Raw genomic sequence first — 12615 nt, 5'->3', positions numbered from 1 at the left:
GTTGTTTGGTCATCAGACACCTCTATCTGGCGAGCATTCTCGCCTAAATGGGTGTCCGGTTTCATTAGACCACTACAGTTATTGGCCTTCTGCAAGTGCTTGGTACTGTGGCTGCTTACGACCCAAGCCAACCCATCGCGAGCTGCATGTAATCACGGGCGACTACCAGTCTTCAGTTGAGGAGCTAAATACAGTACTAAAAGCGCCCAAGCCTAGTTTTCTTGCTTCCTCTTCAATTCGGCCAGCCAGTAGAACGTCGCGCTTAGTGGGAAAGTGACGCAAAAGGAATTGAGCGTTTTGTCTAATGCGCTCTGGCACTTCCATGTCGCATGCAAGCTCCGTTAGGAAAGCATGAGTTTGTACGATAGATCTGGTCCTTTCAAATGGCATCGTCATTTAATTCTCCAACTTCTGTGATCATCACTCCAATACAAGGCAGCTAGCTTCGGTCAAACACTTTGACGATCCAGCCTGACGTATCGTCCATTCGGGTTAGTCACTAGCGACTTCTTTTGACTGAGTACTGCCCTTGGCAAGAGTCAAAAGACGGCCAGTAACTAACGTTCGCCACGGGAGACGCCTCAATCGCTCGGGTCTATTCGATGACTCTAGCGTAAAAAACACTCTATAATCCCCTATAAACCTTATTCGTTGGCGTCCGCCAACTCTAATGAGCAAATGGACATATCAGAACCGTGCTTGACATGCAGTTTCAGAGCTCAAGTCCCCAAGGCTTATCCGTCTCTATCATTTCGAGCAGCATCGGCAGTACTTCGGCGGCAGACCCGATCAGCATAAATTCCTTCGGCTCATCCGTTGCGACGTCAACCTTATTCACATGAATGACTGAAGCGCCAGATGCCAATGCAAGGTTGGGAAGGCCTGCGGCGGGCATGACGATCCCAGAGGTACCCACTGAAATCAAAAGATCGCAATCTTTCACTAAAAGTACAGCAGCCTTCCAAGCCTGAGGTGGCAAATTCTCTCCGTGCCAGACCACCGTAGGTCGCATTTTACCATTACAACGCTGCCACCTAGGCGGCTCGACCAGAGCACCTTCATCCGGCATTGCGGATTGATCTGGTGGCACAACCGCAGGCCCATGGCAGGCGAAGCACTTGGGCATTGCCAAACTGCCATGCAAATGAACTACATTTAAAGAGCCCGATAGGTCATGGATATCGTCAATATTCTGTGTGATAACAGAAACTTGGCGCTGTTAGTTAACCATGCGAAAGATCGCAAGATGCGCAACATTTGGCTCTGCTTGAGCGACTCGAAGTCTTCGCCAGAGATACCATCTCCATACCATGGCAGGGTCGTCTCGAAAGGCCTTGGCCGTCTCTAAATCCGTCGGATCAAACCCTGCCCAGATTCCAGAAATTTTTTCGCGACACGTGGGGATGCCGCTATCCGCGGAGATACCGGCCCCAGTGAAAAAGATCACTTTATTGGCGTTCTGTAGTGCGATTACAGCTTGCTCTTTGAGAGACATGATTCAACCTTCTCCGACCTTCCGCCTTGCGTTTGAGGAGCTGTCGCTGAGCATGATTGAGTGCGTGGTGCGGACCCAAGTTTTCGTTGATACCATATCTTATGTGATCAGGGCAATAACTCCGCTTTCGCGGAGTAAGCTGGAGAGGGGCAAAGTTAGCGGCGAAATAAACTATGACTTCATCAGGCCGAAAGCTATTCGGTCACGGCCATTTACGGGAGAAACCTCGGTGCAGGGGAATACGCACATCCTTTTCGTTGATTTTGATGGTGTCTTGCACCCCGACGCCGTCTACTTGTCTCGCCAGGGACCTGTACTGAAGGCCGAAGGTACGCTATTCATGTGGGCGCCGATTCTCGTCAATCTACTCGATAGTTTTCCAATGATCTCGGTGGTATTGAGCACCAGTTGGGTTCGACATCTTGGCTTTAAGCGAGCACTCGCCTATCTACCTATCGAGCTGCGTGAACGAGTTATCGGTGCAACGTGGCACAGTTCGATGGCCAGAGGCTGGACGGATGAAAACCAATGGGACGGGAAGACTAGATACGACCAGATCTGCCGCTACGCGGCACGGTCACAGCTTCGGAGTTGGATCGCCCTTGATGACGATGTGCAAGGATGGCCAGAGGGTTCAGGTCAACAGCTCATTGCCTGCGTTCCGGATCTTGGACTCGGCTCCCTCCAGACCCAAGCGGAGCTTCAAAGACGTCTGGAGGAAATGTGCTTACTCAATGGGTAACGAGCGCCGGGTAAACGAGAGAGCATGAAGCCATAGTCGATGCGATGCAGGTATCTGCAAAAACACGCGTTGGCGAAATAGCCCGAAGCCTAAGCTGCATTTATCAACTCAATTGGCGGTTACGAAAGTCACCCAGCGCTATCACGTTTCCTTGCTGCTCGCTTGCTTGCTCAATGAGTTGTTGCTTCAGCATGTAGTTCTCATGGACCAGTGATACAATCCTACTGAGGGCTAGTTCATAATCCTTCCGGAGACTCACAAGCTGCCCATGGGCTGCCTTCTTAAGAGACTTTTGCTTCTCGACTTGCTGTGCAGCGCTTGGCTTTAATTGCGCGCTCTGAGTGGCGGCAGCAGCTTCGATCTCAGCGATCAGCTCTGCGTTTTCAGCGCGACTCTTTTTGATTGAACCGCGCTTACGGCCAGCTTCAAGAGCTACAGTATCCTTGTTGATCGCAGAGTCTTCCGGGACAATCTGTGGCCTCCCATTCGTTAAGCGATGCAGCGCCGCCCGGTAGTTTTCAAGCGCACTCATGTCATTACCTCCATTTTCTCCAGCAGCCCCCGATTTTCCAGCTTTTCGTATATCGCATTGATTTCAGATTCAATCTGTTTGTACTGAGGATTCTCCGGCACGAACAGGGATTGTCCACGCTTCAGATTGTTTACGCCACGCTTGATGTTCTTCAGGCTGCGGTCTTCATCGAGAAGGGATTTATCGCAGTCGAGACAGACGAATATGCTGGTGAAGGAAATTTTGTCGCAAGGTTCGAGATTCGTGCAGCCGCCTAGCGGGCTGGGCTTATAAACCATTTCGCCTCGCTCGAACTTCTTTTGTGTGAAAGCGCGATCCGTTGTAATGATCAACGGCTTACCCTTATCTCGGGACACTTGTATGCGATGTCCCTCGCCGCCCCATAGCCGGCTCGTGCTGTTGATAACATTTGCCTCGTAGTCGAGAAATTGTGCTTTGCGGCGCTCGCACTCCAGCTCATCCAGCCAACGTTGCGATTCTTCGCTTTGGAGAAAGTTTGTGGCAAATGCACTTCCCGTGCGGTAATACGAGGCCATAACCTCTGTCAGATGCTTAAATTGCAGCCCCAACGAACCTACAGAAACCATTCCCGAGCGCGCTGAATAGACCGCGAGGGAACGCCTGCACTGGTGAGTTGCCAAAGGCCAAAATTGACCGGCTCTAACATCAGGATCATTCCGCCAATCCCGAAAACCATCAAACTGCTCCAACTCGCGAATATCTGACTCCTGAACCACCAACCCAGGCCATCGGCTTGTTATTCGATCTATCTGGTCTCTACTAGCCATCCCTGTAACAGGAGCCCCCTTAAATGCCTGGTGAGGGGCGCCGCACTTTTTTCGCGCCGCAAAGAGCGGATACTGGCTCAAATCCGATTCATCATGTTCGTACAACAGCGCAGCAATCTGTCCAGTGGTCCGGGCCGCAATCACGCCTTTCTTGACGATGGGCGCTGTGACCCAGAATGTTTCAGTATGATTCTGACCTGCAATCTTCGACGTATAGCCTCGTAATATACTAATAATTGCGCCGCCCGCGCTTATCGTAGTATATGCGTCGGCAGGCAGGTGCCGTGCTTCATTTTCGCGCATGCCGGAGAACAAATGAATCCAGTATTTCGCAGTCTGTTGAATTTCACCAAGATAACGGTTTAGTTGGATCCAGTTCATAATGGATAATTTTTCAAAAAACGAACTAAGTCCGTTCTGGGCGAGTGCGTCGCTCCATGCAATGCTATTTTTGTAGTCACGCGCATGAGTTACAGGGAGTCCGAATTTTGGATTCTCTTTTCTCCGCCGGTAAAGCCCCACTATCGCTTCGCCGTTGGTATTAAAGGCATCTAACTCAGCATTGAATGCAGCAATGATCTCAGCGTAGAGGCGCGACGGAATAAGCTTGGTTTGTTGTGGGTCATCTTTTTGTAGTTTTGGATATTTATCGTACATGTCTTGCATGCGTTTAATGATGGTATAGCGCGACGGCGCAAATTCGAAGTTCGGATGAATTATCCTTAGATTAAAGACTTCCTTTATAAGAATAAGCATGCTGCGCATTTGATATTGGCCTAGCTCAGAAAAGCCTGGCAGTAGCAAGCGATTGATGTTTGTCTCTGCGAATAATTGGAGCAGTGACAGTTCGTTGTTGAGCGCTAGACGCGCTAGCCTGTTAAGCTCAGTCATTCCAATGGAATTAGGCTTGCGCGGTACGGGAAACAAATACATTCGAGCCAGTTGAATACGCTTCATTTCCTCGGCTATGACTGTTACCAGTGGACTATTCTTAGAGTTCTCAGCCCAACTATAGAAGTTGTATAAGCATATACCTTGCGCGGAGTACATTTTCATATTCCACGAGTCATCTTGATAGCGCGAGACGACCTCGCCAGCTGCCGTGCGTGAAACAACAAAGCCCCCGTCAACCGTAAGGTAGTGCGATGCGTCAGCGCAGCTATCGGGCAGTTGATGAGCTTGATACTGATTTAGTTTAAGATTTGTAAGAATGCTCACGACACGGTTCCTATTGTAACCAACGTATCGAAGTGAATGGCCCAAAATGGGTCGAGCGCACCGCACTCGATCTCATCGCGGACCCGGTTTATAATTGACTCGTAGCTTGCATCAATGTCTTGAATTGCCGAGAGCACTTCGTCGATACGGTGGACAGTCGGTCCAAATTTGCTTTGCCAATGGTCAGAGGGCTGTTTTGCTTTAATGGCCTGAATTAGATAACGCAACGATAGCAGGCGACGAAGATCATCTTCATCTGCGTGAACGGCATAGTGCGCGCAAAACAAGCACGATTCCGGGTCAACGCAGGAGGGCGTGGGAGCCCGCGCAGTAAAGCCTTGGGCGTGCTGAGGTAGCGATTCAGACGTTTTCTCACATGACCCTGTGCCTGTAGTAGTTATCCCGTCTTTTTTTTTGTCAAGAATGCGCACTGGGATTAGCTCTACAGTACGCGTGCGTTTGATAGCGGATTGGTACTGCGCCTCTAGGAAGTGACTGATTTCCGTCGCGTAGTCTTCCAGTGCAGGCCGGCTGTAGCTCTGTCGCAAAGTCGCTTCGGTGTTGCCCAGCTTTTCCGCAGTGACTGACAAATCGCTACCACTCAACTTCACATATTGATAGCTGACATTTTTTCGCCATTGATTTGGAGTGACCCAAGTTGTTTTGGGTAGAACTCTAGAGATAAGCCTTTTGAAACCATTAATACTGGAGGCACCCACTGGTGCTACTCCATATCCGATTGAGATCAATGGAAACACCAAAGTACTGTGTGCGCCATTCAAAACCCAGGTCCGTAATTCAAGATATTTTTTGAATACAGGAGAAAAGCGAGCCCCAAACTCCGGCTCAACGGTTTTCCCACCAGCCCTTGCCTTAGTTCCTGAGAAACGCTTACCTTGCGTGCTGGATACAATCTTTAGTGTGCCGACTTCGAGATTTTGAGCCACTTTAAGATTGCAGCCCGTAGCGGCGATAAATGCCAGCATGCCTGCTACCACAGCATGAGCACCGATTCGTGTTCTTATCCATGAACGTGAATTATTATTGTTTTTTTCATGCCGCTGCCTTGCGTGGTCATAACTGGATCTTTTAATTTGTAGTTCTGCGCTATCACCCATCAATCCGAGGTGTTTTTTTGCTTCTATCCAAGTAGGAAACGAGGGTAGCTTAAATAATACGGATGCGGTACTAAATTTTGCGGACTGAGATTTTTCGCTATATGGCTGCAATGAGTATAGATAACAAAGCTCTTCTTTAGGGGATCTGAGACGGAGCGGAAGAGAGTCGGTATTAACAAGGGCGCGATGCGCTTCATCAATGAAGTTGATCAGTACGGCAAATGTCTGTGCTTGAGTATCGGCACTCGGTAACTTTAAATTTACATGGTTCGCGTGAGTGCTTCTCCGTGGGATATATGTCGCGATGCTGTTGACTTCCGGCTCGCTCAGGCCAGTTGTCATTGTCAATAATTTTCGAGCGCTGGCCTGGTAGGTCGAGGCAGTAGATTGTCTAATTGACTGTCCACTCATCCCCGAGCTATTCATTTGATGCAGCAAATATCCGGTATAGTCTCTATAAGCCTGTTTCATAGACAGCATGTCATCAAAAGCGTAGTGCGACTTCTGTGTATCTATCCAGTCGACAAATTTTTTATTTGAATGGAAGTCTTTAGACATTAGGTTACGACTAACCCCAGCACTCAAATGCTCAATTAAAGCTTGCGCGAAAGGAATTCGTGATTTGTCGAGGGATGACAGATCTACAGGGCAGCCTATTTTGGTGTGCAGTGGCTTACCCCGACGTGTATAGCAAAGCGATCCGATATCCAAGTACCGCTTGCCGATGTCGGCACCATTATTAACCATCAGGACAGCCAGTTGCGGATGAATGACCTCAACAACTGTATCTTTCGCGTCAATAACTACGACCTGGCGATAAATGAAGTTGCTACTCATGGAAGTCCATCCGCGTTGGCTGATGTGTTGATGTGGCTGAATAGTTGGTTCTCAAATTCATGCTGTATGGTGTTTTTCCACTTCAAGCGAGACTTGTACTTCAAGTACTGCATAGTCATTTCGATATTAGCGTGTCCCATGCGCTGTCTAACGTACTCCACAGCAGTTGTGATATTTTGGTCGCCCATGTGTTGCAACTGGCTTTCGAGCAAGTTCATACCAAACGTGGCGCGTAAGTCATGAAAGGTAAAGTCCTGAAAACTAGGACTATCACAACGAATACGCGGGAAGAGTATCTGTTGGATGTGTGTCCGCAAAGCTGCACCATCTTGTATGGCGACGTCACGCGCTCTGTCGATCATTCCCGCACTTTCGCTAATATGGCTATCTGAGTGATCGAATATTTCCTTTTTGCTGGTGTAATAAGGAACACCGCTCTTACTCAAAAATACATAGTTATCCTCAGTAGCGCCGTAAAAAGATCGATCGCGACGTTTTTTAGCTTCTTCACTGTCTACATAAATTCGCATATCCTGCACAAGCCAACTAGGGACAAGCAGCGTCATACGTTTGCCGCGCTTCGTATCAATTTGTGAACCAGCGCCTATGGAAAGTCGCAGATTGCTATTGCTGTCAAAGTCGCCTTTAAGGTGCTTAAGTCGTAGTGTTCCGATAGTCTGGATTCTTGCGCCTGTAAATAAGGCGAAATAGAAAATAAGCTGATATTCGCGAGACGATTTGAGCAGGGCTTTTAATACGCATGATTGTTCTTCAACGGTAAGCGGGCGAAGCATTCCGCCATCGTTGATATACTCGTTCTGGTGCTGTTTTTTTTGATTCGGAATAGCTAAGTTGTGCGAATTAACTTTGAGGTTTTTCTGGATGCCATAGCTCGATGTTACGCTGATATATTTTTTTATCTCTATAAATGCAATTCCATCGAATTTGCCACCGTCAATAAGATTCCAGTTGATTATCCCGCGATAAAAATTGACTACGGCATTGATTCTTGCGCTGGCTGTGCTTGTAGAAAGTTGCGCATTATTAACAAATTCGATCAGTCGTTGTCGGTAGCGAAATGTAACTTTAAGGCGGTCATTCTTAGGAAAAAACAAATAATCCAGCTTTTCCTCATCAACAAAGCGCAAATAATCGAGTAGATGATCGGCAATGCCTCGGAACGTTTTTGATTCATAACTGGCTTCTTTATGGAGTTTCGTAATTAGGTAAAGATTTCCGATGGCCCACGGGTCACCGTCGCTCTGAATGAGTACGGGGAAATTTGGCAGGTATCCCTTCTTACCCTCTACGAATTTATAATCCGGCAGGCTGTTCGAAGCCCCGCAACCACGCGTTTCGAGGAAGCACAATGTTACAGGCCTAAACTCGGAAATGAGGACTCTCCGTGCGGTTGAGTCGTAGCGCCCTTGCCCGGTTTTGCTTCTAATCTGATTTCTCGCCACGATGACTCATCCGCAAAAAAGATAGCTGTGTGGGCATACAGTGCTTCACTCGGATTATACAGTCAATAGAGCTACGTTCGGACTATCGTCAAAGATCATCAACGTGGACAGGTGCGCGAAGACCCGCGCGACGCCCGGCAACCCTTCGCGAAACCGATCAACCTGCACCTGCTCAAGGGCATAGCGTTCATGCTCGTCGGCTTTCAGGTGCGGCACTTCGGGGGTAATCAGCGTCCAGGGCGTCGGCGACCACACGAGCAAGTACATCGCGATTACTTCGGCGAAGGTCACCAGGTGATTGTCGGCCGTGCTGCTGGTGAAAATCGGCTTCTTCACGCCGCCAAAAAACCGTTCGCGCAGGGTTTCATTGCTGTCCAGCGCCGGTAACAGGTCGGCGCGATGGTAATAACTGGCGCGATGCCCATAGAGGCTGACGCTGTCGTCGACCACGGCGCCTTCCAGGTATTCGTCAAACAACCCCAGGCGCGCGATCAGCGCATGAATTGCCCGCAGCATGGGGCCTGCGACATCATCGGCGTAAATTTGGTCGCCACTCATCATCAGCAAAGCCGGGCGTTCGGCGGGGGCAGGTGCAGCCGCCAGCAGGCGGTCAACACACAGCAAGCCTTCGTCGGCGCGGTGGTGGGGTTTGCGACAGGAGCCGTGGACCAACTGGTGGATGCGGCTGTGCAGAACGAAACTCGGAAGGCGTGCATCGCTGTACAGCAAGTGCGGCGCCCACTCGGCTATGCCGACGCCGTCAATCAGCAGGTCATAGGCAATGGCCACGTCCTGAGGCAGTGCATCGCTCAGGGCTACATCGATCAGGTGAATATAGGCGTGGCGCCCAACGGCGACGATTTGGCAGTGCTCTGCGCCAAGGTCGACAGTGCGCGTGGGGCCCTGAGGCACATACAGCCTCAGGGTCATTTCCAGCGCACGGCTTGCTGCGATCCACAGGGTCAGGCGCCGCGGTTCCAGGCGCCGTAGCAGGGGGCCCGCAAGCACGTCGGGCAGTGTGTCTGGCTGTGACATCAAAGAAGCGGCTCACACAAGTAGAGCAGAGCAGGATAACGCGAGGGATGTCAGTGTTTTGTTAACGGAGTGCAGCGCCAGGCGCTGCACGCTTTGCGCTGATCAACCAGTTCGCCGACTACGCACTGACACTGCTGACCGTGTCAAAGCAGCCGACCCTGCCCCAATGAGTCCAAAGACGATGTGTACGACTGCTTGTTTTCTGCCGCTTGAGTGCCGGTGGTCGTCACCGGTTTTTCCACGGGTTTGGCGGGAGGTTGAGTCGCGGTTATAGCCTGGTTGAGGGTGTAGGTGTGGAACGTGGTACCGATCATGGGAAGACCTCTGACTCAATTGAAGGAAAGGGCTGTCGCATCAAGACTCCTTTTGAGTGCGCCCTGACTCAGTGGCAGTGGCCGGGATGAACGTTCCCGGCCACGCGTATCCGCATGTGTTGCACCAGGCGCTTCAGTTCGACTTGGGTACGGTAAACCTGAACTCGCTGCCTCGGCCCACCTCACTTTGCGCTTCAATCCGTCCACCGTGGGCCTGGACGATGCCTTGCGTGATATACAGCCCCAGCCCGCTGCCGGTGGGGTTGTTCTCGGTCTGGGTCCAATAGCGATCGAACACATGCGGCAGTTGTTCCGGCGCAATACCTTCACCGGAATCGCGCACCGAAAACACGATTTCGTCAGCGTTGCTCATGGCGCTGATCCCGATATTGCCCTGGCGCGGGGTGAACTTGATGGCGTTGCCGATCAGGTTCGACAACACCTGGAACAGGCGCTCCGGGTCGGCATTAATCTGCAGGCCGGGTTCGGCGTTGAACGACAGGTCGATGCCTTTCTCCATGGCCAGCGGCGTCAGCAGCGAGTAAGCCTCTTCGAACATCTGGCTCACATCCAATTGCACCGGCTTGACCACATAGCGCCCGGCCTCGATTTTCGAGGTGTCGAGCAAGTCTTCCAGCAACACATTCATGCGCCCGGCAGCCTGCTGCATGGTGTCGATGGCCGAAGAAATTCGCCGCGATGTGTGTGGGCCCTCGGAGCTGAAGGCCTTTTGCATCATGCCGCAGAGCATCGAAATCACGGTCATCGGGTTGCGCAAGTCGTGGGACACCACCGCCACCAGCTCATCACGCGCACGCACGGCTTGTTGCTCGCGCAGCACTTGGCGCGCCAGGTCATTTTCCAGGGCCGAGCGGCGCAGGTCATTGGCGGCAAACAGGTCACCGTGGCTCCACTTGGTGGAGATACCGGCCATCTCGACTTTCCAGATTTCAAACGAAGTACGTGGGCGAAGGCGCATGCCAGCGTCGGAGTTTTCCAGGTCCAGCGGCTTGTTCGGGTCGCCGCTCCAATTAATGTTCTCTTTCACTTCCGGGCGGAACCACAGCACACCGTTGTCCACCGGCTTGGGCAAGCTCATGGCCAACACGCCACTCGCGACCTGCTGATACTCGGCGGCGGGCGGGTACACCGAAGCCAGGTTATGGCTGGAAAACACCGGCTCGCCGGTCTCCATCAGCCATTTGTGCAGCGCACGGATCTGCGCCGGTTCCGGGCAGTTGCCGTAGCGGTGCAGTTGTTTGTCTTCGATAATCGCCACGCCGCCCGACAGGGTCAGGTCCATCAGCCACTGCGGTTGTTGGGCCAGACCTTCAAATACGTTTTCCTCGCAGGCTTTCATCGCCTGATCGAGCAGGGCCAGCGTCTCGACTTTTTCATCGCGCTGGCGGCTCAGCTCCAAGGCTTCCATGGCGCTGATCTGCAACGACAGTACCTGGCCAATGGTCTGGCAGGTGCTGCGCAACTCATTCGGTACCAGCAGCGGCTCGCGGTTGCCGCAACTGATCAGGCCCCAGAGCGTGTCGCCCTTCATCAGCGAAATGCTCATGGACGACAACACGCCCATGTTCTGCATGTATTGGCAGTGAATCGGCGACACGCTGCGCAGGGTGGCGAAGCTCAAATCCAGCGGCTGGTCGGTGTCGGGGCGCATTTTGGGCAGCAGCGGCACCGGCTCATAGGCCGCATTCGGGATGATGCGCAGCCAGTTGGTGCGGTACAGCTCGCGGGCCTGCTCCGGAATGTCGGACGCAGGGAAAAACAGCCCGTTGAACAGCTCCATGGACGGCGCCGAGGCTTCGGCGATCACTTGGCCATGGCCCTCGTCTTCAAAGCGGTAGATCAATACGCGGTCGTAACCGGTGATGGCCTGGATTTCATTCACGCTGATTTCATACAGCGCCTGCAGGGTTTTCGCCGACTGCAGGCGTTGCAGCATTTTGCCCAAGTCACTGGTGCGACCGTTCAGCGCGCGGGGTTTGAAATCGTCAAGGCGCGGCTCGAACTCCAGCACCAGCACGTTCTGATGGCGATGCAGCAGGCCTTCGAAATCGGCGCCGTTGAGCGTGACATGCAATGGCGGCGCATCAAAAAATACGTTGTTTTCAGCCATCGACTGCACGGCCTTGGCCGGCTCGACCCCAATCAGCGTGTGCAACGGCTGGCCCAGCAAGGCCTCAGGCGCATGGTTAAACAGCGTGGCGACGTTCGCGCTGATCTGCACGATGTTCAGCTCGGGCTCCGACAGCGTCATCAGCACGCCGTGCGGCTGAATCGCTCCCGGGAAGCGAATGGGTTCGTCGGCGCAGTTGGCAAGCAGCTCTTCAAAATCTTCGGGTTTCATAGCAATACCTCCTGGCCTTGGAGCCATTGCTCAAAGCCGCTGAATGTTGAACAGGCTGCCTCCACCGCGCGCTGTTTGGCGGGTGCGTCCAGGGGCAGGCTGCCCAGGTAATCGAGAAAATCCTTCCAGCGCCGCCCGGTTTCGGCGCCATACACATTGAGAAATGCGCCGCCGTTGTCCGCGTCCACGTTCAGGCGCTGCGCCATCTCCCGGCGCAGCACTTGGCCGCCCAGGGTCGCGCCTTCCAGCACATACAGGGCGCCCAGGCAGGCAGCGGGGGTATCGAAAGTCGGGAGTTCAGAGCAAACCGGCAGGGCGCCGATGGCGTGGTCGTCCAGGCCGAGGGCGTGAAGGTCGTTCACCAACGTCGGCGTTTTCACACGCAGAACTTGATCGAATCCATCGGGGATCAAGCCGCTATCGTACAGCGCCGCCTCCATCGGCCCATAAAACCCGTAGTACGCCTGGAGCAAACGCTGATACCAAACGGTATCCAGGCGCTCGGAGAAAAACGGCAAGCGCTTTTCCAGCGCCACGTGCAGCAGGCCGGTGCCCGTGCGCAACGCTTCCAGCAGTGAGGGCACACCAACGTCATGGGCCTGTGAATGCATTCAATGAGCTCGAACTGTGGGCCTTTAGGCCATGAATGACGCGTGAAATGGGCGACGATTCTACACAACTCATTGCCGTCAACTGAACGCACAAGGCGAA

Annotated in this window: 9 protein-coding genes and 2 pseudogenes; 1 reads left to right on the top strand and 10 read right to left on the bottom strand. The window is 52.5% G+C overall.

The window, feature by feature from the left end:
* Window positions 1–162: 162 nt before the first annotated feature.
* A complete protein-coding gene (locus tag Q7C20_RS15240; protein WP_375068405.1) occupies window positions 163–390 on the bottom strand; it encodes a BPSL0761 family protein in 228 nt (75 codons plus the stop codon).
* A 322-nt stretch (window positions 391–712) separates the two neighbouring features.
* Window positions 713–1495: pseudogene (locus Q7C20_RS15235) on the bottom strand (NAD-dependent deacetylase).
* On the opposite strand from Q7C20_RS15235, the gene Q7C20_RS15230 reads away from it, so the two are divergent.
* Window positions 1434–2237 carry an HAD domain-containing protein gene (locus Q7C20_RS15230; RefSeq protein ID WP_375068399.1) on the top strand — a complete coding sequence of 268 codons (804 nt, stop codon included), beginning with the start codon at window positions 1434–1436 and terminating at the stop codon, window positions 2235–2237. The pseudogene Q7C20_RS15235 and the gene Q7C20_RS15230 overlap by 62 nt on opposite strands.
* A 103-nt stretch (window positions 2238–2340) precedes the next feature.
* Here Q7C20_RS15230 and Q7C20_RS15225 read toward each other — a convergent pair whose 3' ends face one another.
* The 8 genes and pseudogenes from Q7C20_RS15225 to Q7C20_RS15190 form a co-directional block, all read right to left on the bottom strand.
* Window positions 2341–2769 (bottom strand): hypothetical protein, encoded by a 429-nt coding sequence (locus Q7C20_RS15225; protein WP_375068397.1) that lies wholly within the window; start codon window positions 2767–2769, stop codon window positions 2341–2343.
* A complete protein-coding gene (locus Q7C20_RS15220; RefSeq protein WP_375068396.1) occupies window positions 2766–4775 on the bottom strand; it encodes a hypothetical protein in 2010 nt (669 codons plus the stop codon). The genes Q7C20_RS15225 and Q7C20_RS15220 overlap by 4 nt, the downstream gene beginning before the upstream one ends.
* Window positions 4772–6730 (bottom strand): hypothetical protein, encoded by a 1959-nt coding sequence (locus tag Q7C20_RS15215; RefSeq protein WP_375068394.1) that lies wholly within the window; start codon window positions 6728–6730, stop codon window positions 4772–4774. The genes Q7C20_RS15220 and Q7C20_RS15215 overlap by 4 nt, the downstream gene beginning before the upstream one ends.
* Window positions 6727–8193 (bottom strand): tyrosine-type recombinase/integrase, encoded by a 1467-nt coding sequence (locus Q7C20_RS15210; protein ID WP_375068392.1) that lies wholly within the window; start codon window positions 8191–8193, stop codon window positions 6727–6729. The genes Q7C20_RS15215 and Q7C20_RS15210 overlap by 4 nt, the downstream gene beginning before the upstream one ends.
* 84 nt (window positions 8194–8277) lie before the next feature.
* A pseudogene (locus Q7C20_RS15205) lies at window positions 8278–9228 on the bottom strand (alkaline phosphatase family protein); the annotation flags it as partial.
* A 143-nt stretch (window positions 9229–9371) separates the two neighbouring features.
* A complete protein-coding gene (locus tag Q7C20_RS15200) occupies window positions 9372–9542 on the bottom strand; it encodes a hypothetical protein (RefSeq protein ID WP_375068391.1) in 171 nt (56 codons plus the stop codon).
* Between the two features lie 133 nt (window positions 9543–9675).
* A complete protein-coding gene (locus Q7C20_RS15195; RefSeq protein ID WP_375068389.1) occupies window positions 9676–11904 on the bottom strand; it encodes an ATP-binding protein in 2229 nt (742 codons plus the stop codon).
* Window positions 11901–12515 (bottom strand): biliverdin-producing heme oxygenase, encoded by a 615-nt coding sequence (locus Q7C20_RS15190; protein WP_375068387.1) that lies wholly within the window; start codon window positions 12513–12515, stop codon window positions 11901–11903. Before Q7C20_RS15190 ends, Q7C20_RS15195 begins: the two co-directional genes overlap by 4 nt.
* Window positions 12516–12615: the final 100 nt, after the last annotated feature.

Source organism: Pseudomonas sp. AMR01 (assembly GCF_041946035.1).
Taxonomy (GTDB): domain Bacteria; phylum Pseudomonadota; class Gammaproteobacteria; order Pseudomonadales; family Pseudomonadaceae; genus Aquipseudomonas; species Aquipseudomonas antarctica_B.
Note: the sequence above shows the minus strand (reverse complement) of the source record. Positions and strands in the feature narration are given on the sequence as shown.